The following is a 24032-nucleotide window of genomic DNA, read 5'->3' on the forward strand; positions in this document are numbered from 1 at the left end:
TGAATTAAGGACATATCAATCATTACCGTAATTGATTCTTCCCCTTTTTACATTTCAATTTGAGATAGCAGATTCACAAAAGCTGTGAAATTTCTTTCCTCCACTAACTGCAAAACTGCCTCTTCATTTGCAATAAACTCTGAAATTAACTGGAAAAAATTTGTCATATCTCTCTGCTCATTCTCTGCAATTGCCATCAAAATCACCACCTGTACATCTTGTCTGGTCCATCGAATCGGATGATCCAACACTGCCACACAGGCAAGGCTGATCTGCGCAGTTGTTCCATAGGGATGCGGCAATGCCACGTATTTTGCCAGGTCTGTTCCCGTAATTTCTTCTCTCCTCAGAAGTCCCTCATAAAAATCTTCCGGTATCCCATACTTTCGCGGAATTCTTTGACAAATTTCATATAAGACCTCTTCTTTAGTTTCTCCTTTTATATTCTCAAAAAATAATTCCTCATGGTACACATTCACCAAAGTGTCCGATGACTTAAATTTTAAAATTGAACTGATTTTATCCACTTCTTCATCTTCTAAAAACACCGACACTCCCAGAACCGGTTTGGGCAAAATCCGGTCGATCTCTACGGTGGAAAAAATATAATCAATTTTCGAGAAATCAAAAGAATCTAAATGATACATTTCACAAGTATACACTTCATCCACGTACTTTTTAAATTTTTTCTTGTACTGGTATGCCAGCAGCTTTGATGTGCTCATATTCTCTGCACATACCACTAAGATATTATACTTTTTCCTTTTATCGTTTTTCTGCTCCAGGAACAGCGCAAAAATACTGGTCAGATAAGCAATCTCATTTTCAGGAATTTCATGAAAATACATTTTCTTTAACGGTATGACTGCCTGAGAAGCAACATTATATGCAAAAAAATACTTTCTTTTTGTTTCCTCTGCAAATGGATTTTTTGCAATGATTCCATACCTCATGCGTATATCCATTGGAATTAAAAAAATCATCAGGTCATAAAGCAGCGATAAATCCTGACGCATGTCCAAATGCATGATATCATAGACACAATCCAACATTTGCATTGCCTGTTTTCTCGCCTGATTAATAATCCCGGATTCCAATTCTCCCTCTAATACATTGTAATCACTTCTTGCCGCAATATGAATTGCAAGATAATATATTTCTGAATAGGAAAGCTCTGTCTTTAACTTTTCCGACAATGCTTTCCCCACATGCTCCGCCACATCTACACAGGGCCCATAAATACGATGAATGACTTCATTCTTTCCAATGGGAATCTGACAATTTTCCCCATAGCGCATCATTGAAATATAAATGCAATAGACAATTTCCTGCATCATGGATGTAGATAAGAAAACCTTTTTATTCTGAATGCTTTTTAAAAGAATTTCCTGTATCAACTCCAATTTTCCAGTTTCCGCATCCATTATTCTGCGGGTCCACTTATTCTCTTTTAATTGTGCTATCATACAATTGCGAATATCAAATTCATTTCCCTGAATACGAAGCCCATAATTCGGGCGTCGTATCAGTGTCATGTGATATACTTTTAAAATATCTTCAACCTTTCGTAAATCATTGGTCATAGTAGATCTGGAAATATACAGCATTTCGCACAAGTCATCAATTCGCACAAATTTATTCTGGCTTAATAAATAGTTCAGCAGCCACATTTCTCTTTCCTGTGAGCTGTTTGGAACCTCTGTTTTTGCAAAAAATGTTTTATCGTTCAAAAAGCTTTGATACTTCTTTTGATCAATGATTGCCAGACGATAGCCTTTGCGGGTTTTGGATTCAATTCTTACCCCATATTCTTCTAAAGAACTACGCATTTTGCCAATTGTCGTGCGCACGGTCTTTTCATTCAAGCGCAAAATTTCTGCAAGATTTCCTGCCGTTACATATTCTTTATCCGATAATTCCCTGATAATTTTTTTCATTCTATCATCCAACATCACTATATCTCTCTTTACAAAGCTATTGTACACTGTTTTTATTATAGCAATTCCTGGAACGAAGAACAATTGGTAATATTTATTTGGACGCCCGGTAAAAAAGAAATAAGGTTACACACCATACTCTGTATGATCTGTAACCCTGTATAACATATTTGATATTACTATTACAATTTGAAACGTGGACTATAGTCCACATCTTTTCCATTGATAAATCCTCCTTTGTATTTACTATACATTTCTGTATTAGTCAAGCATCCGCAAATAAAAATTCTATACTTTTTCTATCAACAACAGATAGGAGCGATAGTTATGGCGATTGGTGAAAGAAGCCATCATTTCAGACTTCTACATGGGTTCACGCAGGAGTACCTTGGACAGCAGCTTGGCTCCAGCAATATGCAGGCAGATGTCCGTATTACACAGTACGAAAAAGGGGCACGCAGCCCGAAAGAAAAATATCTCAATGCACTGGCTGATATTTTCGAGGTATCTCCCCATGCACTGGCTGTCCCGGATATTGACAGCTATGTAGGACTCATGCACACGCTGTTTGCACTGGAAGACCTCTACGGTCTGTATATCGAAGAAATTGACGGAGAAGTCTGCCTGCGGCTTGATAAAACCAAGGGTACCACCTTCCTTTCTATGTTTGATATGTTCCACGAATGGCAGGAACAGTCTGCAAAACTGGAATCCGGGGAGATCACGAAAGAAGAATACGACCAATGGCGGTATAATTATCCCAACATGAAAAAATAAAAAACCAGCAAAAAAGACCTTACCAAACTGATTTCACTCAATTCGGTAAGACCTTTTTATGTTGGTCAAAAATAATATTTACCTGATAACCTCCGGCTCACATAAGAATACATGCATGATTGCCAGTGTTATCATTTTGTTATCAAATAGAACCTTGACGCCCCTCAAACGCCCTGTTTATGCGAGTTCTCAGATTTTTTCACTATTCAAACTCGTCTTTTATATTTGTATGATTGCCGTTAAAGTGTATCGTTAGTGCGCTTTTTATCCGTTTTATGATGATTTATACGCACAATCCTCTTCGTTCATAATATTTTTGTAGCCAAAATGTAGCCACAATTTTTTGTTCCCCTCGCAGAAATCTTTTCACTGCCGCCAGATTTTTATGACTCATTGTGAGTCCTTTCTGGTGGCTTACAAGTAAACCATGGAGGTACTCTATGAAAGAAAGATTTATCGAAAACAACATTGAATACATTCTTGCCGAAGATGGCATGTACTACCCAAATTTGCAATTACCAGAAGATAACAAAACTCATCCCATTGGATTATACGGTTCACTCCGCAAAACATATCTAAAGGAGTATCACCCCGTTTTATATATGGACTTGATCCTATCTGGTACTCTGACAAAGCACCTCGCTGATATAAATGAAGCCGCCCTTAATCGCATGGATTTAATCGTAAAACAAATGGCAGAACAGCAAGGGATTACTGAGCAGCTAAAATCTTCCGACTGGCTTAAATGGCTTCAAGCTATGAATAACATTCAAGCCTCAGCAAGAGAAATAGTACTTTCTGAAATCGTATACGCATAACTACTTTCTTTTATTACCGGCACTGGCAGAGTCCTAGTGCCGGTCTACAATTATTCATCCAGCATTAGTTTTCCCGCCTTTGCTTTCGCCTTTAATCGAGCAAACTGTTCTTTTTCAACCTGCTGAATGCTTTTTTCTGGTGTTGGTAAATCTTCCGGCATTGTGCCACCTATTTTTTCGATAGCTCCTCGAACTTCCTTACCAACCTTATAATGAGTGGCTGTCGCTGCTTTGGCACCAGTAATCTCATCTTTCCGCAATTTTTCTTCCGTCTGCGATATTCTAAACAGATTAGCAATAAGTTCCGTACTTCCCATATAATCAAGAATTTTCTGCCCTACATCTAAACCTTTTCTCTTGTGTATATCGTCAACATCCAGACCACCGTACAGTCCCATATATCCAGCATTTTGAAAAATCGCAAATTCCTCATTTGTAATAACTCCTGCATCATGTGCTGTTTCGGCTAGAAGCTGATTCCACTGTTTGATATCTCCACGCACAACTAAACGCCTTCTATCTTCATCCAGTTCATTAAAATGATCTGCCACCTCCTGCCGATATGTTTGAATGGCAAAATATGTCTGTCCCAAAGCAATCACTTCTTTGCGAGGATCTCCGTTTTGTACAATCAAATAGCACGCATACCGAGTAAGCTCATAATCCTTAACCGGTTTACTTGTTGCACCGGCACTTACGATTTTCCTGACCTCAGGAAAATCGTCTGCAATAATATGACCACTGTTTTCACAGGCAATCATGGCTCGATTGATTACCTTATGAAAATTTTCCCATTTATTATATTCTAATGCAGGAGCAAGTTCTCTGGCTGACCAAAATTCAGTTCCGTCATTTCTGATATGCTTTATGTCTTCAAACCTTTTATATTCTTTATCTTTTAATTGTCTCACTGCAAGCTCCTTTCACAGCATTTTTCAAAACACCTAAAATAATATTCACCTTTTTAAACATATGTATTATTTTGAATCTTTTTCAAAGAAAATAAGAATCAAATACTATTCCAGTCCATAAAATTTAATGTTTCCTTGTAATTTTTAAATATGCTCCTTTCGTAAGTTTTAAAAGTAATTTGTCTTAAAAAATCCTTCTCCTGTATGTTCCATTCGAAAAATTGTTTTGAATTTGTTTTCAAAAATTCAACAAATAGATTGCCACAAATATCGCCTGCCCGCTTATTTCCAGATATATTGACTTGTAAATCACTTATGATATTATTTATCAATCCCTGCGTACCACTTGTTATATAAGGAGATTTGTTAAAAACAATAATCCACCAAACTTCTCTATATGTATAAATATTTTCTTTAGCTATTATTGCTTCAATATTTTCTTTGATATAATTCTCAATTTCCAAAAGTATTTCTTCAAAATAACGTTTACTATAACTCGCATAAACTAAGTAGGAAGCCCATAAAATAGGATCATCTTTTTCCCTTAATTCTTCTACCAATAAACATTCTTGTGTGTACGGAATTTCAATCTTCGCCTGTTTACAAAACAAAATCAAATTAACAATATCATTCATATTAGCTTTTTCAAAAATGAATGAATACTTATTAATCAACATCTGTAACTTACTACTTTCGTCAAAGATATCGTATTCATCTCTAATATAACTTAATATTGATAAAAATCTCTGTGTGTTATTATAATCTGGATAAAATGAGTATATATAAAACAAAAAATCCAAAAAACTGAATATCGTTCCCGAAGAAACATTCCCCCGAAATATATTCACACTTTCTTTATTTTTACTAACTTTATTTAGAAACATTCCCATTAAATAAGCAACAATAGTCTTAATTTTCTCTTCATGCTTACATATCAATTCATTAAATTGATTCATTAACGATCGCTTAGTAAGATAAAATGTGTTATCCTTAAATATGTATGCTTTAACTACTTGCTCACTTTCATCTCCTATTTTCTCTTTTTCTATCCTTTCTATAATCTCCCTTTGTTCATCCTTAGAATTAAACAAGATACTACTTACCCTAGTTGTAAATAAGTTTGTTTCGTTCAACCAATTTTCCAAAATAAATGGCACTCGATTTTTGGTTAGTTTACTTTCATTTAATCTTAATAAATATTTTCTTGACACCTCCGAGTATTTTTCCAAAACTAATTCTGCCAATTTTTCCGATTCGGCAAAAATAAAAATATCATCTACATATCTATACACATTATAATTTTCACCATCCACAATTCCCATGTTCAAAAGCATACTATGTACACTCATATCTATTCTTTGTAGCATAATTTCTGCAATCATTCTCGAAAACTCTGGCCCTACTACTATCCCATTAGAAGTTCTCGCATTAATATTTTGCAATATTCTATCTATAGCAGCGTACATATTGACATTTTTAAATTCTTTTGTATCATTCACATTCTTGCCTATCAACCATGTATAAGTATGCGTATATATGCTGTCAAAGCAAGCCTTATAATCTGTTCTAATAAAATACTTATATTTACTATTAAGTACAAACCATTCCTCTGAAGATGTAAATAAGGCAATAGATTTATACGGTTTGATATCAAAAAACATTCCGGTCTGTTCAATTATATCTTTACCCACCTTTTTACTTTCTTCCTCAAAATATTTAATTACAGATTTATTTTTATTCTTATAATACAATTCATTGTTTCTCTGATGATATCTCAACGAATAAACCGAATTATGCTCTAAAATATTTAGCAGTTCTTTTTGATACGCTGTGATAAACAAAAAAATTTGTACTGCAGCCATTGGTTGCAACAGACTAATCTCCCTACTGCTATGTAATCCCTTCATGATGGTATATTTCAGCGGCATTGTTGCCCAATTTATTGATCCTAAAAACAAAACTTGTTCTGATGCACTCTTGTTCTTCGCTTTGATAACTTTGTCTATCATTTCTTTTACATCTTTTCGTTTGTTTAATAAAAAATCATAAAAATATTTAAAAGAGAATAATTCAGATAGCTCATTTGGTAAAATATCTGTTAAAATATAATCCAACTGATTCCGTTTTATATTATTTAAATCCATTGACATTTTCTCCATCATAATTCATAATTATTTTGAACATTTATAGAGTTCACGTAATCCGCAAGGATTACACACGTCAGCAGTGCAAAGTAAAAGCTTATGTTTTTACGTTGTATGGGAATAGCATCATTCTATCCAGAATGGTGCTATTCTACTTTTAGCATATTCAAATATTCAACTACTATCCGATAGTAATTTTTGTTGACATCTGAATAACTTGGATTAATTTTTTTAATCCACTTTATAAGATCTCTTCTAGAAACACCTATACTTTCTTCAAACACAATGCTTCGATTCCGTTCCATTGTCGAATACATATTATAAATACTAGATTCCGTATTTGAATTTATTAAAAAATATGGACATGCGATTCCGTATTTTGCCACCAGATTCATATACGTATTCTGTAAAAAATTCTTAGTTTGCCCATCCAAATCTAACATATGAAAGCGCAATTCATTATAATTAGCAACAACGCCTTTTGTCAGCCATTCAAAAGTATTTCCTCCAAGACTCCTAGCTATTACAACTCTTGACGAATGTATTTTTAATCTTTGTCTAAAAAGTTCCTCATTACCATCTTTCTTAAACTCAACAAATGCTCTCTCTATAATATTTGTATACTTTTTTCTCTTTTTGTCAGTAATTCCGAAACAAAATTTATACTTATTATTTCCATACTTTATTCCATATTCATAACCCAAAAAATTAAATTTTTGAAATGGAACTAAATTCCTTTTGGAAATATATGTAAATTTATTTGGATCAGTACTTAACCTAACCGGACAATTTCCAAACACTTCAGCAATAACTTCATTAACAACCCTAATAAATATATCTTTTGAAACAAAACTATTTAGCATTACAAGCATATCATCAACATAACGTTCATAATAGAACATGCCATATCTTTCAAGTTTGGCCTTTAAATGTTTATCAAAATCCCTACATATGATTTCTGTCATCCCATTTGACAAACACAAACCGGCATAGCAATATTTAAACTCCTCTATATAATCCAGAAGAATCTCTTTATCTCTTCTTTCCATGAGCGAATTCTTAATATATCTCTCATACACATGCTGTGTTAATACACTATCAAAAAAACTTTTGAAATCTGCCCGAATAATCACAAAATCATTCAAATTCTTTATAACAGGAATAGTATTAAAAAGCAAATTAATTATCTTTCCTCTGCTGGCATACTTAATTCCAAAAATTCTATCTATTTCTCTTTTCAAATAATGACAGATTACGTTCTCCAACGATAATCTATCAAAACTATATATTTGTCTCTTCTTCTTCCCTTGAGTAAACAAACTACTATTATATAAAGAAAAATCATACTCACCTTTCTTTATCTTCTCTGTGTAGTCTTCTGAAATCAATGCGACATCATCATCACTCAAAGTGTAATCCAATCGCCTTACTATGCCATATATTTTCTTCATCTGTATTTCCCTGTATTATTCCAATCCCAATATTTCACTTCTTATTCTACAACCACTTTTTATATATTTCTACTAATTTTTACAAAATCAAGTGTCCGTTTATCCAAATACGAACAAAAGCACCGGTACGCCGATGCTTTTGCAAAAAATATTCTATCATATATCGTTATTCGTAACCATTAATCATTCTGCCACTTCAAGAAGTTTCTTGCTAACTCGTGTCTGAACATCCAAATAATATGCTGTTTCCGCTGTATTCATTTCTCCATCATCCCACGCTTCAAAATCTTCTACCACATCAGCATATTTACTCATATAACTTGCATAATCAGCCAATTAAATACCGATAAAACAATTAAAAATACCTCTGATTCTGCATTTAGAAAATGTATCAGTATATGGGATTGGCTTCAGTATCATTCAGATGCACAAAACAATTTAAATAATTTAGAACAATCCAACGCGCAATAAAAAGTATTGTCATTTGATTGTCAGCAGACATAGAAAGAGCCAAGAAAGCCCGTAAAATAGGCATTTCTTGGCTCTAATATATTATTCAAACTCTATCGTCCCTGGCGGCTTACTGGTCAGATCATACATTACCCGATTAACTCCTCTGACTTCATTTATGATTCTGCTCATAACCTTGTTCAGCACTTCATATGGTATTTCCGCCGCTTCAGCTGTCATAAAGTCAATCGTATTCACAGCCCGCAGCGCTACTGCATAGTCATAGGTTCTCTCATCTCCCATAACCCCGACAGATCTCATATTTGTTAGTCCGGCAAAATATTGTCCGATGCTTCGGTCCAAACCGGCATTGGCGATTTCTTCACGATAAATTGCATCCGCTTCCTGAACAATTTTTACTTTCTCTTCCGTCACTTCTCCAATAATTCGGATTCCTAAGCCCGGTCCCGGGAATGGCTGACGAAATACAAGATACTCCGGCAATCCCATTTCCAAGCCGGCTTTTCTTACCTCATCTTTAAACAGATCACGCAAAGGCTCAATAATTTCCTTAAAATCTACATGTTCCGGTAATCCTCCCACGTTGTGATGAGATTTAATCACCGCAGATTCACCGCCCAGTCCACTTTCCACAACGTCCGGATAAATAGTTCCCTGTACAAGGAAATCTACTGCACCGATTTTCTTGGCCTCTTCTTCAAACACACGAATAAACTCTTCTCCGATGATTTTTCGTTTCTGTTCCGGTTCTTCTGCCCCTTTTAATTTATCATAATATCTCTGCTGGGCATTGACGCGGATAAAGTTCAAATCGTAAGATCCCTCCGGTCCAAAAACAGCTTCCACCTCGTCTCCCTCATCTTTTCGAAGCAGCCCATGATCTACAAACACACAAGTTAGCTGTTTTCCAATTGCCTTAGAAAGCATAACCGCTGCAACTGAGGAATCAACCCCTCCGGACAATGCACATAATACTTTCCCATCTCCAACTTTTTCTCGGATTGCTTTGATAGATTCTTCCACAAAAGAATCCATTCGCCAATCCCCTTTGCATCCGCAGACATTCATCACAAAATTAGACAACATTTTTGTTCCCTCTTCGGTATGAAGAACCTCCGGATGAAATTGAATTGCATAGAGGTTTTCGTTTCTATTCTCCGCTGATGCTACCGGACAATCTGCCGTATGTGCTGTAATTTCAAAGCCGGGTGCCACCTTTGAGATATAATCAAAATGACTCATCCAACAGATTGTTTTCTCAGAAACCTCCGTAAAAATCGGTGATTCCTTCTTATCAATCAAAACTTCTGTTTTACCATATTCCCGGACATCTGCTTTTTCCACTTTTCCGCCAAGAATATGCTGCATCAGCTGCGCGCCGTAGCATAAGCCGAGAACTGGAATTCCCAGTTCAAATAATTCTCTGGAATAGGTTGGAGATTCCGCTTCATAGCAGCTGTTGGGTCCTCCTGTTAAAATAATTCCTTTTGGATTCAAAGCTTTAATTTTTTCAATATCAATCTTATATGAATAAATCTCACAATATACATTGCATTCACGCACACGGCGTGCAACAAGCTGGTTATACTGCCCGCCAAAATCAATGACAATCACTAACTCATTTTTCACTCGTTTTCCTCCTAAGCATTTGTAATATTAGAGTCTTTCTAAACAGCGGTTTTCATCCCGCCGAAAATATTTCGGTTTCCTTTGATTTTATGACTCTTTCAACAAAGCAACCTTATCCAACCGTTCCCACGGAAGATCTAAATCATTTCTTCCAAAGTGACCATAAGCAGCAGTCTGCTTGTAAATCGGTCTACGAAGATCCAGCATCTTAATAATTCCTGCCGGTCTTAAATCAAAATGTCTGCGAATTAAATCAACCAATTCCGGATTTGATTTCGTTCCGGTTCCAAACGTATCAACCATAATAGATGTCGGCTCAGCGACGCCAATCGCATAAGAAAGCTGAATCTCACATTTTTCTGCCAATCCTGCCGCCACAATATTCTTGGCAACATAGCGGGCTGCATAGGCTGCAGAACGATCCACCTTCGTACAGTCTTTTCCGGAAAATGCTCCGCCGCCATGGCGTGCATACCCGCCATACGTATCTACAATAATTTTTCTTCCCGTTAATCCTGCGTCGCCATGAGGTCCTCCGATCACAAATCTTCCTGTCGGGTTAATGAAAAACTTCGTTTTTTCATCTACCATGTGTGCCGGAAGAATTTTGTCAAATACTTCCCGCTGAATATCCTCATGAATCTGATCCTGCTGCACATCAGGATCATGCTGCGTTGACAGCACAACTGCATCCAGACGTCTTGGTTTTCCGTTTTCATCATATTCCACGGTTACTTGAGTTTTACCATCCGGTCTTAAATAAGGAAGTGTTGCATTTTTGCGGACTTTTGTTAACTGCCTTGCCAATTTGTGCGCTAAAGAAATCGGATATGGCATGTACTCTTCCGTCTCATTGGTTGCGTACCCAAACATCATGCCCTGATCTCCAGCTCCAATGGCTTCAATTTCATCATCTGTCATTTGATTTTCCTTAGCTTCCAGCGCCTGATCCACGCCTAAGGCAATATCATCCGACTGTTCATCAATTGCAATCATAACTCCACAGGTATCTGCGTCAAACCCATATTTTCCTCTTGTATAACCAATTTCTCTTACCGTGTCACGCACAATTTTTTGTATATCTACGTATGCTTTGGTGGAAATCTCACCCATAACCATAACAATTCCGGTCGTAGTGCACGTCTCACATGCTACTCGGCTCATAGGATCTTGTTCCAACAATGCATCTAAGATCGCGTCAGAAATCTGATCACAAATTTTGTCCGGATGTCCTTCTGTAACAGACTCTGATGTAAAAAGTAACTTATCCATTTTGCTATCCTTTCCATAAATATCTTTCGTTAGATTTGAATTTATATTGCAAATCAAAATAAGAAATTTCTTAACGAGACGAAAAGAAGCCCGAAGACCTCCGGGCCAATTTTACTCTTTTGGCATCAACGGTGCATGTTTGCTCCGAATCACTTCAATCTGCATGATTTTCTCATTTTTTACTTTGTCAACCCTCAGAGCGCCCCCTAAAAAGAAGTAGCAAAGTCCCACTTGAATCTGCTCATTCTGTCCCTCAACCCATTTTGACATTAAATCTCCGATTGTCTGCCCCGGAAATGCTTCCGGAATATTGACATGAACCAGTTCGTTAATGCTGGAAATTTTTTGATGAGGCAAAAAGATTGTCTTGTCGACATCATCAAACTTTCCAAACAAAAACTTTTTAATGGCAAACAGAATTGCAATTGCTGAAATCACCAGAAGATTTTCCACAGGTGTTGTGTGTTCTACAACCATCTGGCGGGCAATGGCAAACATCAATACCTCAATTAAAGTTTCCGGCGTGTGCTTGCAAAGCATTTTAATAAATTCGATACAAATCACCAGATTAAATGCCACACCGACAAATTGATAAATATCCTTTGAGTCCGGGTGGTTCATAATGAGTTCAAACAAATCCTCTAATAAATAAATGGTTCCGGCAATAACTGCGATCGTAATAATCACTGATAAAACCAATTCCACCCACTTGGAAACTTTGAATACTTCATTTTTCAAGTACTGTCTCATTCAGGCATTTCTCCTTAGTATCATCCTATTTTTAATTTAAATTTTGCAATCTCTTTTTCATCATTCATCAACTGAATTTCTCCGCCCAGTTGTTTTAATTTCCTTTCAAACTCTTCATAGCCACGATAAATATATCCGATTTCACTGACTGTCGTATATCCTTTTGCCGATAATCCCGCAATGACCAAAGCAGCTCCGGCTCTTAAATCCGGGGCATGAACATCAGCTCCCGTAAAACCTTCGACTCCTGTAATAATCGCAGTTCTTCCGTCAACCTGAATTGTTGCCCCCATTTTGGTGAGCTCATCTACATAGCGGAAACGATTTTCAAAAATACTTTCAGATATCACACTGGTCCCATTGGAAAGAGCCAGGGTAACCGCCATCTGCGGCTGCATATCTGTCGGAAATCCCGGATACGGCAGCGTCTTAATATTTGTAGACTCCAGACGTTTTGTTGCGGATACTCGAACAGCATCATCAAATTCCACAACTTCTGCGCCGATTTCCATAAGTTTGGCGCTGATCGCCTCCAGATGCTTCGGAATTACATTTTTAATGGTAATATCACCTTTTGTTGCCACTGCCGCAGTCATAAAGGTCCCTGCTTCAATCTGATCCGGAATAATAGAATATTGACAGTCTCCAAACCGCTCTACTCCTTTAATTTTAATCACATCTGTTCCGGCACCTCGGATTTTAGCTCCCATACTGTTTAAAAAGTTTGCAACATCTACCACATGAGGTTCTTTTGCCGCATTTTCAATAATCGTACTTCCTTTTGCCAGAGATGCTGCCATCATTACATTGATCGTCGCACCTACTGACACAACATCCATGTAAATATGACTTCCATGAAGCTCCACTGCAGTTGCGCTGATCATTCCGTTTTCAATCTCAATCTCTGCTCCCAGCATCTTAAATCCCTTGATATGCTGGTCAATCGGGCGGCTTCCAATCTCACATCCACCCGGCAATGCAACTCTTGCTCTTTTATATTTTCCAAGTAAAGCTCCGATTAAATAATAGGATGCCCGTATCTTTCGGATAAACTCATTATCTACATCACATTCGGGATGAATTCCTTTTCCGCTGATTGTGACTTCATGTGTCCCGGTTCTGTCAATTTCTGCTCCAATTCCCTCCATTGCCTGAAGCAATACATTAATATCTCTTACATTCGGCATGTTATCGATCATACACTTTCCATCTGTCATAACTGCTGCTGCCAAAATCGGCAATGCTGCATTCTTTGCTCCGCCGATGACTACTTCACCTACTAACGGGGTTCCACCTTTAATGACATATTGTTCCATCATACACCTCAATTTATCTATATTATTAAAAAACCTTATTTTCTTTTGAAATTATCAACAATTATTTAAAATCATACAGATTACATTATAACATAAGATTATAGGTTTTCCAATACTTTTTCTAGAGAGTCTCCAATGGATAAATCGTCCAGTTCCACTGTAATATCCGCATATTCTTCATAAATCGGCACACGCTCATCATACAGATCGCGCAACGTCTGCCCCTGCTTTAAGACAACTCCTCTTGCCTTCAAATTTCCAAGACGATGCTTCACAGATCCAAAACTAAGTTTTAAATAAATGACCTTACCGATTTCTTTGAAATGTCTCATCGCTTTTTCACTGTAAATTGCGCTGCCTCCAGGCGCAATGACCGACTGATACGCCTCAACGGATGCATTTACGGTTTCCTCAATTTTTTTAAAGCCATCATTTCCTTTTTCCGCTATAATTTCTTTTAGCAGCTTTCCTTCTCTCTGCTGAATGACCAGATCTGTATCAATAAATTCATATCCGAGAGCTTTGGCAAGAAGCACCCCTATCGTACTTTTTCCGGCTCCCGGCATTCCTATTAGTACATAGTTATTTTTTCCTTCTGACATTTTGCCGTCTCCCCTTCTTTTTCTTCCTTACCGAGTACCCGAATGTACCAAGTTGTTTTCCACTTTCAAAATAACCGCCGTGAGAATAGACCAAGGGATTTGTTTTCTCCAGCGCAAATCTCCCGTTCTCTTCCATATATATGTCATCTACCATGATATTCACAACTTTTGCCGTAAACATATGATGCGATCCAAGAGGAAGAATCTCATCCACCCGGCATTCAATGTGAACAGGACTTTCCGCAATAATCGGCGCATTGACAACCTGTGCTTCTCCCCTGGTGAGACCCGTTTCCTGAAATTTGTCCAGATCTCTGCCGGAACGCACTCCGCAGAAATCTGTAGCCCGGGCCAGCTCTTTTGTGGTCAGATTAATTACAAATTCTCTGCTGTTTTTGATCATCTCATAGGAATGTCTTTCCGGACGAACTGAAATATACGTCATTGGCGGATTTGTACAAATGGTTCCCGTCCAGGCGATCGTAATAATATTATCTGTCCCCTGATCCCGACAGGTAACCATCACTGCCGGAAGCGGGTAAATCATATTTCCTGGCTTCCATGAAATTTTTGCCATCTGATTCTCCTAAAGTGCCTTCCGAATATCCTGACGAAGCTGTTCCATATCTACATCTTCCATCGAATGCTCTTCCCATTTTACAGTGACAGTATCTCCTTCATAACGCGGAATCAAATGCATATGAAAATGATAAACTGTCTGTCCCGCAATCAGTCCATTGTTTTGAAGAACATTCATTCCATCACAATGAAGCACCTCCTTCAATGCCCTTGCGACAACCGTTGCCAGTTGGAATAATTTCCCCGCAGTGATTGCATCAATTTCATAAATATCTTTAAAATGCTCTTTTGGCAAGATCAGCACATGCCCTTTTGTTGCCGGTGCAATATCCATAATCACTTTAAATTCCGAATTTTCATAAATGGTATTTGACGGTATTTCCTCATTTATAATTTTGCAAAAAACACAATCTTCTTTCTTCATAACTGATAACTTCCTTTCTATTCTTAGATTCCCGGAGCATTTGCCCGATGTTTAGAAGTATTTTATCTTATTTATTCGCTATTTTCAAGAAAATGCCCATAATCCTTCATTCCTTCTTATAAACTTAGCGAAATTTTAAAATTTTTTTATCTTTTTTAAAAAAATTCACATTTTAGACACATTTTTTGTGTTATAATATCTTTCGTAAAGTAGTTAATACTTTCAAATCCTACCCCTCTTGAGGATGAAAATCCTCTCCTTATTGTTTTAAAAGAAAGAACCGACCTAGCTAGTCGGTTCTTTCTTTTTTATCTGCAAATTCCTGCAGAGCGTTTCTTATATTTCTGTTCTTCCTTCCAATGCTCGCAGCAAAGTCACCTCATCAATGTACTCAAGATCTCCTCCAACCGGAACTCCGCTTGCAATCTTGCTGACCTTAATCCCGGTGGGTTTTACAAGCTTACTAATATACATCGCCGTCGTTTCCCCCTCCAGGCTTGAGTTGGTCGCAATGATCAGCTCCTTTACATCTCCCTGAAGTCTTGCCATCAGTTCTTTCAGCCGAATATCATCCGGTCCGATTCCAAGCATTGGGGATATCGCTCCATGCAGCACATGATAGACGCCTTCATATTTTCCTGTCTTTTCATATGCCATTAAATCTCTGGTATTTTCCACAACCATAATCGTATTATGATCACGCTTGCTGCTGGCACAAATCGGACAAACTTCCTGATCTGTCAGCGTACAGCATTCTTTACAATAATGGACATTATTTTTAGCGCTCACAATTGTATTGGATAGTTTTTCTACCTGATCTTTTGGCAAATTTATAATATGAAATGCCAGACGTCCGGCAGACTTAGGCCCGATTCCCGGAAGCTTTCCCAATTCTTCAATTAACTGGGTTATTTGATTGCTGTAATACTCCATACCTTTACCCTAGAATGGGAATCCTCCGCCCATTCCTCCTAATCCTCCGGTAATTTTGCCCATTTTTGCCTGGGAATCTTCCTCCATCTTGCGGAGAGCCTCGTTGGTTGCTGCCACAATCAGATCTTCCAGCATCTCAACATCATCAGGATCTACAACTTCTTCTTCCAGCGAAACCGATACCACTTCTTTTTTGCCCGAAACAACAACTTTTACCACACCGCCTCCGGCTGTAGCTTCGTACATCGTTTCCTCCAATTCTTTTGTTGTGTCTTCCATCTGTTTCTGCATTTTCTGTGCCTGCTTCATCAACTGGTTCATATTTCCGCCCATTCCCGGAAATCCGCCGCCTCTTTTTGCCATTTTCTTTTCCTCCTAAATCTTTTTACTATAAATTTCATATCTCTATGCTTCTATGAATCTTCAATCTGCACTTCCATATGAATGCAATCCAGATTGATCATATCCTGTTCTTCCTGATCCGAATTCATAACACAAACTTCCAGTTCAACTTCTCTTCCGGACTGCCTCATCAACTCCTGCTTCAGAATTTCAATACGCTCCGGCTTCTCCAGAAAATATCCGCTCTCTATATTCATCTCTTTTGGGAAAATCAGGCGAAGCGCTGTCCCCTCTTCATTGACTGTCAATACGGCCTTTTGAAGAGACCACTTCATCTGAGTCGATAAATTCCTTTTTACTTCCCGAAAATTTTCTGCAAGACTTGTTAATTCTTCTACCTTGGCTGGCGGAAATTTTTCATGAAGCTGAGCCATCGTATTTTTCTCTGAATCTTCTGTCCGCGGCTGCCTGGAAACTCTTTCTTGTACAGGCTGGGGACTTTGCACTCCGGTCTGAACCAGCTGTTCCAATTTCTTTTCTAACTGGCGCACCCGATCCGCAAGACTATGGGAGTCTGTCTCCATTTGTGGTTTACAGAGCTTCATAAGTTCCACTTCAACTAAAACTCTTTTTGAGGTAGCATATCGAATCCTTTCCAACAGCTCTGATAAAATTCTAATATATCGGATCAGCAAAGCTTCCTCCACAGTCTTTGCTTTTTCCTGAAGCAGCTTCAGCTGATCTGTGGATACCTCCAATGCTTCCTCTGCCCGAGTTCCCTTCCCAGCCAAAAGAAGATTTCTCAAATACCACAAAAAGTCAGTGACAAATTGCGACCATTCTCTGCCCTGTTTTGCCACTTCTTCCAGCAAATCCATTACTCCCATAATATCCTGTTCCAGCACCATATCCAGCAAATGACTGTACACCTGAATATCTACAGTTCCCAGAACTTCCAAAACATTATCATAGGTCAGTGTTTCTCCAAGATAAAATGCAATACACTGATCTAACAGACTCAGCGCATCACGCATGGAACCATCTGCCATTCTTGCCACATATTCCAGGGCCTTCTCCTGTGCCGTCACCTGCTCCTGTTCCATTAAATCTGAAAGCTGTTTCTTGATTGTCTCCGCGGTAATACGATGAAAATCGTATCTCTGACACCTTGATAATATGGTAATCGGAATCTTATGAACTTCCGTTGTCGCCAAAATAAAAATAACATATTCCGGCGGCTCTTCCAAGGTCTTCAGCAATGCATTAAATGCTCCGATTGAAAGCATATGCACCTCATCAATAATATATACTTTATATTTCCCGGATGCCGGGGAATACTGCACCTGCTCCTTAATCTCGCGAATATTATCCACACCATTATTGGAGGCTGCATCAATTTCGATTACATTCATTGAGCTGCCATCCGCAATTGATTTGCATACTTCACATTCCCCACACGGTTCGCCATCTACCGGATGTTCACAATTCACTGCTTTGGCAAGAATCTTTGCCACTGTGGTCTTTCCAGTTCCTCTGGTTCCGCAAAATAAATAAGCATGACCGATTCTTCCGGTTCGCACCTGATTCTTCAGTGTCGTGACAATATGATCCTGTCCTTTTACTTCATCGAAATTTGTCGGTCGAAACTTACGGTACAACGCCATATAAGACATGACAGAAACCCCTTTCTATTTCATCGTCTCATTGTAACACAATTCCATGGGAAATGTATAGAAAAAACGTTGTAAAAAATCATCGAACTTTTTCCCACCATTTTTATTGCAGTCTGTTTATATTTTCTCCATAATAAATAAACGAGATGAAATATTGAACACACAGAACAGGAGCAGAAAATGAAAAAGCCTTATGAACTTTCCACATTTTCACACGAGATAAACAATTCACTGACGCTGATCTATGGACAGCTTCAGTATATAGAAAATACCAATGATCTCTTAAAAACAGACCCTCACTGGGTTCAGGTCAAAGAAGATTTCTCCTCCCTATTTGAGATGATCCATCAGTTTCTTGCCCCAAAAGATACCATGTCTGCCGCAATGGAGCCGATCAATCTCATGGAGCTTATTGGAGAAATTCAGTCTTCATGGTCTCATCGCCTGCAAAACGAAAATATCGAATTTCTAATTCAGGCCGATTCCCCTGGTATTTTTTATGTTTACGGGGCAAAACCAAAACTTCTCCAAATTTTTCACAACTTAATTGCCAATGCGATTCATGCCATTCAGAGAAAGCAAACCGCTTCGGCATCTAAAAATATTACCATCCATTTAAGCAAAGAACAAGGACATGTCGTACTGAATTTATCTGATACCGGCATCGGAATGACCAAGGAACAACAGTCCAGAGTTTTCTACCAGGGCGTTTCTTTTACCCCCGGCGGCAATGGCGTCGGATTATCTGTGGTCCAAAGAATTGCCGACGATTTACATGTAAAAATTCATATGGATTCTGCCATCCATCACGGAACAACTTTCACTCTCGTTTTCCCTGCCAGAGAACGTATAGAACCACTGCCAGTATAAATCCGGCAATGCACCCGCCAACATGTGCGGCATTATCCGTTGCCGCACTCTGCAGACCATGATAGAAGCTTCCTGCAATCAAGAGAAAAACTCCTGAGCTATTGAGATTTTTTCTCTCTTTGGGGCAGAACAAAAGCAGCGCAGCCAATGCGCCCATAATTCCGAAAATGGCACCGGAAGCGCCCGCCGACACAACATATTCTCCCGCCCGGGCATAATACAGTACGGAAACGACGCTTCCGATCATGCCAGCTCCGGTATATAGAACAATATAACGAAAACTCCCTATGATTTTCTCCAGAGCAGAACCAAGCAGCAGGAAAGCTATCATATTATTAAAAAAATGATCCCAGCCAAAATGGAGATAATTAGAGGTGAGAAGACGATAGTACTCATGAAGTTCTTTTACCAGATATACATCGCAGGCGCCCATATGATAAATTGTATCCCCATAGATTTCGGATAACAAAAATCCAAATGCATTGACAAAAAATATAAAAATTGTTGCCTTGTAAGCCCCCGCCCTTTGAAACCATGAAGGTTTTTTTCTCTCTTTCAGCACTTTGGAACCTTCGCTGAAATTTTCTTGATAGATTATGGTCGAAATGGGATCATACAATTCCCCAAATTGATTTTCCTCATCCCAAAATTGTGACTGTCTCTTCTCTGACAGCAACAAGACCAGAATTGGAATCTGACCGCCAATCTGTGCTCTGATCCCTCGCTTCACCTGCCAAACTTCATCTTCCGTTACGAAGCTGCCGTCAGGATGTCGATCAAACGTCATCCATACACCCTTCGTTTCATGTCCCATATGTTTTATATAACAAGGACCCATTGCGGTTTCTATTTTTTCATATCCGTGAATCCGAAGCAATTCCACTATTTTTTGGTACATACAAACCTCCAGTTTTTCGATCCTGAAAGTATTATACCACAACCAGTAAAATCTATGGACGCAGAAATTGGAATTGTTCCAATCCGATCTGAATCCAATCTCCATCATTTAATACTGCTTCTTTTATTTTCTTTCCATTCACTCTGGTCCCATTGGTTGACTGCAGATCTTCACAGATCACATCATCTTGTTTCTGGTAAAACCTCACATGCCTTCGGCTCACCCCAATTTCATCCAACTGATAATCGGTTCCTTCCCTGGAACTCCCGATCACAAATTCATTTTCCAAACTGATCGTTTCCTCTGATCCATCTTTTTGTAAAACAAGCGTTCCAAGCACATTTTCTGTCAATAACACCGTAGGATGATCCAGAAGAACGGTTTTCTCCCCTGTTTGTACATCCCCTCTTTCCCCAAAAGCATCTCGAATCTCCTCTTCGCACCGCTTCTTTCTTTTCCACCATCTGACACCATTCACTCCCACAACAAAAAATAATGTGACAGAAAGAAAAAATCCTGCAATAACAGGATAATACCATCCATAAACAAAAATTTTTCCTAAAAAATATCCGGCAGCCGTCCCCAGTATGATCAAGGCAATTCCGAACAAACCCCAGATGGCAAAATCTCTGTTCCAAAACCTTTGTGAAACCGTGGTTTCTTCCTGCGGGATGCACTCCATCAATGACTCTGCTGCTTTCTCTTCCTGAATTTCATATTCCTCCTCAAACCTTGGCATCAAATATTCTTTTAACTGCGTCATATTTGGTTTTTCTTTTACCAGATACTGATGAAATTCATAATAGAAGCGAACCTCTGCCCGCTCTTTATGAGAATTGCATTTAATGGAGTCTTCTAAAAAATTTCGCATCTGGTCAAAAATATTTTCTTCAAACTCCGGAAGATAACAAAACGCCGGTTTCCCATTTTTTCTTAAAAATACGAAATCTGTTGTCAACTTTACATGATCCAAATTCAGAAGATAGGACTCCATCTGCTCAAAAGCCAAAATCATTTGATAAAAAAATTCCCTTCCATCCATCTGATTCATGTTATCCTTCCAAAGTGTATAAATTCCCGTTTCGTAATAGTAAAAAACATCTTCATTTTCCATTCGGAACTCGCAGGGCAGCAAACAAGACAGCGGGTGTTCCAAAAGAATTTCTTTCTCATATGTTAAACTCTTTTCTTTTTTTACAACGTAATAGGTAGAAAATCCCTCTCTAATCCACTGTTCCTTCAATGGCTGCCCACCTCCTTATTTTTTCGATCTCTGATGGTCCCTCTGTCTGATATACCCCTTCATACACAAACATTTGAATCCCAAACATACTTAAAAAATCCGCTCCAGGAATTGTAAGCTCCGTTTCTATTTTAACCTTCACTTTGAAATCTGACGACTTTACCGAAATCCCACGGACACTTCCTAAAAATAAATGTCTGGAAAGTAATTGCCTGATTTCCTTTTCCGCTTTCTGATCTGCATTTTTCTGCTGTGAAAGCAACTGAGAGGCTATATTTTTCTTATTTACAGCGCCGTAAGAAATTTCTCCGGTTTCATAATCTCCTCCGCTCATCTTTGCATCTGCCGCTTTTGGAATGATTTCTCCTATAATTCCCTGGGTAATTCCACAATTCATAAAATAAAAAAGATATCCTAAAAACAGCCAGAGTACCATAAAAACCACAGGAAGAACCGCACTCACTTCCACCGTCATATATCCGCCTATTTCCCGCATCTCTCGCATGGCTTCATCCCCTTTAATGTACTCAAATCCACTTGTCTCACTGTTCTCTTAAGACCGCTGCAGGAAAGATCGGTGTGATACGCATCTCCTTCCCTCGGAACATACACACAGGTAATCTTATCCTTTTCATAGCGTGCACACCTTTTACATTCCCTGTAAATACTTTTTCCTTCTAAATATTTTTGAACCTCCCGGTCCACAGAAAGATCCAATGCCAGATGTGTGCAGCCCAAATCTTTATGATATACACTTTGATGTGGCGTCACATAAACAGATCCTTCCTTTATCTCATCCCCATCCGGCACATATCCCGTCATTGATTTCTGGCGCACCTTCTGTTGAAATGTTCCAGACAAAGGGGATAAAAACGGCATTTGTTTTTTAATCACATAGGTTACCGACGCCACATATTCATCCTTGGCATTTTTTGTCATTTTTATTGCCGCAGCAGCGGTCCTGCTTCCTCCTAATAACGCAGACCGGTCAAGAAAGTTTCGATTGACTGATGCTAAAAATACCGTTTTCACATTCATCTCAGCAAAAACCTTCTCTCCCGACTTTTTTGCTTTCCGTCCATATTCACTGACAGCCGCCTGTCTAGCTGCCTCTTCCAAGCCATGTGCAACCTGTCCGTGAATCATAAGAATTTCACCTGCTGTTGTTAACATCAACACAACAATCAGAAACAGCGGAGTTATAAAGCTGGCTTCGATTGTGATTGCTCCATCCTCAGAGGCAGACAAAGATGCTCTCCTGAATTTATTTTCGGCCACATTTGTATCATCTTGGGTTGCCTTCCTAATTGAGAAATATTTTTGACAAGAGAACATCTTTCTTTGCCTCCTTCTTAGTATGATGCAGTCCTTTGAAACTTCCAGTTGGTATGGTTTCCCAACGGCAAGGTAAGTCCTCCGAATCCCAGCTTTCTGATCCCAATATTGATTGTCATTTGATAAGATACTGCACATTGTGTCAGTCTCAGGTCCGAAACCTGCATTCTGATATTTTGTTCCATCACATCCAGCATCCGAAAATATCTCTGGGTTTTATCCCTCTGCATAATCAAAAGCAAAAAAAGATAATCTTCGTAATCCATACCTTGCTGCACGGTTTTTTGTCTGCCGGTCAGCGTTGCCAGCCCGGAAAATTCCATTTGCCATGTGGAAGCATTCTTTTGAAACGGAACCTTCTTCCCCTCTGCCAGATTCCGTACATCCATAATGGATTCTCCATAAGCCAGCGCTGCCAAAAGCAAATTTTTTGCCAGAGAGATCAGCGGCGGAATCCCGGTAACTCCAAGAATGGATGCCGCCAGAAGTGCTGCCTCTTTTTCTTTCGTCGGATTTTGGTACACATAAGATAGATTCGTTAAAAATCTCAAACCAATCATTTTCCAGAATACAATTCCCAGACATTCTTTCTCCGTATCCTTCCCCGCAATCAAGTATTCCACCTCATATCGGAGTCCTTCTTTGTCTTTCTCATCCGTCAGATTATGAAAATATTTTAAACTGTAAAGTATTGAAGGTAGCTCCGTTGTAAGCCTTGTTCCAGAGGATACCTGTTTTACTTCTTGCATCTGGCGATCGGTTTCTTTTCTGCTCATAAAGTTCCATAGCTTTGTTTTCGTTGTATCTCTTTTCCCATACACAATTCGGATTTTCTGATCGGATACTTTTTGGTCCCCCATCACCAGCGAAACCGATCCCTCCCTCAGCATTGACATCAAGCCCTTCCTCGGGTCCTTTCCTTTCGTCTTGGCGGCGCTTGCCTCCTCTTTATGCTTTAACGCGTCCTTTTCTTCTTTCTTTTGTTGCTCTGCCTGAATTTCGCTCTTTTTCATTTGATCCTGAACCTCTGATACATTCTCTCCCATTTTCTGAACGTCCGTTAATTTTGACTTCCAAAATTTCATGATGTCGGTTCCCGCCTCATATTTCATAAGCTGTCCAATCTGATATTTTAAAACTTCCCCCCTCTGCTCTGTTAAATTTATAAATTTTGAAGCTTGGGAAGCTCCAACCTGAAAAGTAAAAGAATCTTTGCTTTCCTCCAGACTTTCTTTTATTTTCTCCTGAAAGTCACCAGCCATCTTTTTTTGATATCTGGGATCCAAAGCATAAATATGATAGCGTTTCTCCAATTCTTTTTGATAGTTTCCTCTGGTATGGGAAAGCCCGGCCATACAGGCTCCCATAGCTTTCCCTCTTCCCACATACAGATAAATACCTTCCATACATACACTGATTAAAAGAAGAAATACCAGAAACAACATGGAAAGAAATGCTGTCATACTGCCCCGTTCATCCCGAATCATTTCACCTGCCCCGTCTTGGATGTGATTGTTTTAAAGATATTATTTACTACCGTTTTAATCTGTGTCTGAAAAATAATTACCAAGCCGATCAACACCACAATAATTAAAATAACTTCAACAACACCCATCCCTGATTCATCTTTTAAAAATCTCATCATTGCAATACCTCC

The 24032-nt window shown here is 38.6% G+C and carries 24 protein-coding genes; 3 read left to right on the plus strand and 21 right to left on the minus strand.

Annotated elements, in window-relative coordinates:
• Positions 1–47: 47 nt before the first annotated feature.
• The gene (locus AC27EF_RS11105) at positions 48–1937 is read right to left on the minus strand and encodes a BglG family transcription antiterminator (RefSeq protein ID WP_487110829.1); all 1890 of its coding nucleotides are present in this window, start codon (positions 1935–1937) and stop codon (positions 48–50) included.
• A gap of 327 nt (positions 1938–2264) precedes the next feature.
• Here AC27EF_RS11105 and AC27EF_RS11110 point away from each other — a divergent pair, with 327 nt between their 5' ends.
• Entirely contained in the window at positions 2265–2714 is a 450-nt protein-coding gene (locus tag AC27EF_RS11110; protein ID WP_487110830.1) for a helix-turn-helix domain-containing protein, read from the plus strand.
• Positions 2715–3154: 440 nt separating this feature from the next.
• Positions 3155–3532 (plus strand): TnpV protein, encoded by a 378-nt coding sequence (locus AC27EF_RS11115; protein WP_487110831.1) that lies wholly within the window; start codon positions 3155–3157, stop codon positions 3530–3532.
• A gap of 50 nt (positions 3533–3582) precedes the next feature.
• On the opposite strand, the gene dinD is transcribed toward AC27EF_RS11115, so the two are convergent.
• The 14 genes from dinD to dnaX all read right to left on the minus strand — a co-directional run bounded on the left by dinD (position 3583) and on the right by dnaX (position 18029).
• Positions 3583–4443, minus strand: coding sequence for a DNA damage-inducible protein D (gene dinD, locus AC27EF_RS11120; RefSeq protein ID WP_487110832.1), 861 nt, complete (start codon positions 4441–4443; stop codon positions 3583–3585).
• 98 nt (positions 4444–4541) lie between these two features.
• Complete coding sequence (locus tag AC27EF_RS11125) at positions 4542–6587, minus strand: RNA-directed DNA polymerase (RefSeq protein WP_487110833.1); 2046 nt, start codon at positions 6585–6587, stop codon at positions 4542–4544.
• 146 nt (positions 6588–6733) lie between these two features.
• Positions 6734–8038: an RNA-dependent RNA polymerase family protein gene (locus tag AC27EF_RS11130; RefSeq protein ID WP_487110834.1), complete on the minus strand. Its 1305-nt coding sequence runs from the start codon at positions 8036–8038 to the stop codon at positions 6734–6736.
• A gap of 183 nt (positions 8039–8221) precedes the next feature.
• The gene (locus tag AC27EF_RS11135) at positions 8222–8374 is read right to left on the minus strand and encodes a DUF6591 domain-containing protein (protein WP_487110835.1); all 153 of its coding nucleotides are present in this window, start codon (positions 8372–8374) and stop codon (positions 8222–8224) included.
• Positions 8375–8590: 216 nt separating this feature from the next.
• A complete protein-coding gene (guaA, locus tag AC27EF_RS11140) occupies positions 8591–10138 on the minus strand; it encodes a glutamine-hydrolyzing GMP synthase (RefSeq protein WP_487110836.1) in 1548 nt (515 codons plus the stop codon).
• An 87-nt stretch (positions 10139–10225) separates the two neighbouring features.
• Positions 10226–11410 (minus strand): methionine adenosyltransferase, encoded by a 1185-nt coding sequence (gene metK, locus AC27EF_RS11145; RefSeq protein WP_487110837.1) that lies wholly within the window; start codon positions 11408–11410, stop codon positions 10226–10228.
• Between the two features lie 111 nt (positions 11411–11521).
• Positions 11522–12160, minus strand: a complete 639-nt coding sequence (locus tag AC27EF_RS11150) for a phosphate-starvation-inducible PsiE family protein (protein WP_487110838.1) — start codon at positions 12158–12160, stop codon at positions 11522–11524.
• Between the two features lie 20 nt (positions 12161–12180).
• Complete coding sequence (gene murA / locus AC27EF_RS11155; protein WP_487110869.1) at positions 12181–13476, minus strand: UDP-N-acetylglucosamine 1-carboxyvinyltransferase; 1296 nt, start codon at positions 13474–13476, stop codon at positions 12181–12183.
• A gap of 98 nt (positions 13477–13574) precedes the next feature.
• Entirely contained in the window at positions 13575–14078 is a 504-nt protein-coding gene (locus AC27EF_RS11160) for a shikimate kinase (RefSeq protein WP_487110839.1), read from the minus strand.
• Positions 14059–14655: a flavin reductase family protein gene (locus tag AC27EF_RS11165; RefSeq protein WP_487110840.1), complete on the minus strand. Its 597-nt coding sequence runs from the start codon at positions 14653–14655 to the stop codon at positions 14059–14061. The genes AC27EF_RS11160 and AC27EF_RS11165 overlap by 20 nt, the downstream gene beginning before the upstream one ends.
• Positions 14656–14664: 9 nt before the next feature.
• Complete coding sequence (locus tag AC27EF_RS11170) at positions 14665–15081, minus strand: HIT family protein (protein ID WP_487110842.1); 417 nt, start codon at positions 15079–15081, stop codon at positions 14665–14667.
• Positions 15082–15417: 336 nt separating this feature from the next.
• Positions 15418–16014: a recombination mediator RecR gene (gene recR / locus AC27EF_RS11175; protein WP_487110843.1), complete on the minus strand. Its 597-nt coding sequence runs from the start codon at positions 16012–16014 to the stop codon at positions 15418–15420.
• Positions 16015–16023: 9 nt separating this feature from the next.
• Positions 16024–16377, minus strand: a complete 354-nt coding sequence (locus AC27EF_RS11180; RefSeq protein ID WP_487110844.1) for a YbaB/EbfC family nucleoid-associated protein — start codon at positions 16375–16377, stop codon at positions 16024–16026.
• A 50-nt stretch (positions 16378–16427) separates the two neighbouring features.
• A complete protein-coding gene (gene dnaX / locus AC27EF_RS11185) occupies positions 16428–18029 on the minus strand; it encodes a DNA polymerase III subunit gamma/tau (protein WP_487110845.1) in 1602 nt (533 codons plus the stop codon).
• Positions 18030–18209: 180 nt separating this feature from the next.
• Here dnaX and AC27EF_RS11190 point away from each other — a divergent pair, with 180 nt between their 5' ends.
• Positions 18210–18899 (plus strand): sensor histidine kinase, encoded by a 690-nt coding sequence (locus tag AC27EF_RS11190; RefSeq protein WP_487110846.1) that lies wholly within the window; start codon positions 18210–18212, stop codon positions 18897–18899.
• Here the strand turns inward: AC27EF_RS11190 and AC27EF_RS11195 are convergent.
• The 6 genes from AC27EF_RS11195 to AC27EF_RS11220 form a co-directional block, all read right to left on the minus strand.
• The gene (locus AC27EF_RS11195) at positions 18850–19797 is read right to left on the minus strand and encodes a rhomboid family intramembrane serine protease (protein WP_487110848.1); all 948 of its coding nucleotides are present in this window, start codon (positions 19795–19797) and stop codon (positions 18850–18852) included. The genes AC27EF_RS11190 and AC27EF_RS11195 overlap by 50 nt on opposite strands.
• Positions 19798–19849: 52 nt before the next feature.
• On the minus strand, positions 19850–21040 hold the full coding sequence (locus AC27EF_RS11200; protein ID WP_487110849.1) for a DUF6382 and FHA domain-containing protein: 1191 nt from the start codon (positions 21038–21040) through the stop codon (positions 19850–19852).
• Complete coding sequence (locus AC27EF_RS11205; protein ID WP_487110850.1) at positions 21021–21545, minus strand: hypothetical protein; 525 nt, start codon at positions 21543–21545, stop codon at positions 21021–21023. The genes AC27EF_RS11200 and AC27EF_RS11205 overlap by 20 nt, the downstream gene beginning before the upstream one ends.
• A complete protein-coding gene (locus tag AC27EF_RS11210) occupies positions 21524–22288 on the minus strand; it encodes a TadE/TadG family type IV pilus assembly protein (protein ID WP_487110851.1) in 765 nt (254 codons plus the stop codon). The genes AC27EF_RS11205 and AC27EF_RS11210 overlap by 22 nt, the downstream gene beginning before the upstream one ends.
• A gap of 104 nt (positions 22289–22392) precedes the next feature.
• Positions 22393–23862, minus strand: coding sequence for a DUF5702 domain-containing protein (locus AC27EF_RS11215; protein WP_487110852.1), 1470 nt, complete (start codon positions 23860–23862; stop codon positions 22393–22395).
• Complete coding sequence (locus AC27EF_RS11220; protein ID WP_487110854.1) at positions 23859–24020, minus strand: Flp1 family type IVb pilin; 162 nt, start codon at positions 24018–24020, stop codon at positions 23859–23861. Before AC27EF_RS11220 ends, AC27EF_RS11215 begins: the two co-directional genes overlap by 4 nt.
• Positions 24021–24032 lie beyond the last annotated feature (12 nt).

This window comes from Anaerostipes stercorihominis (assembly GCF_057535655.1).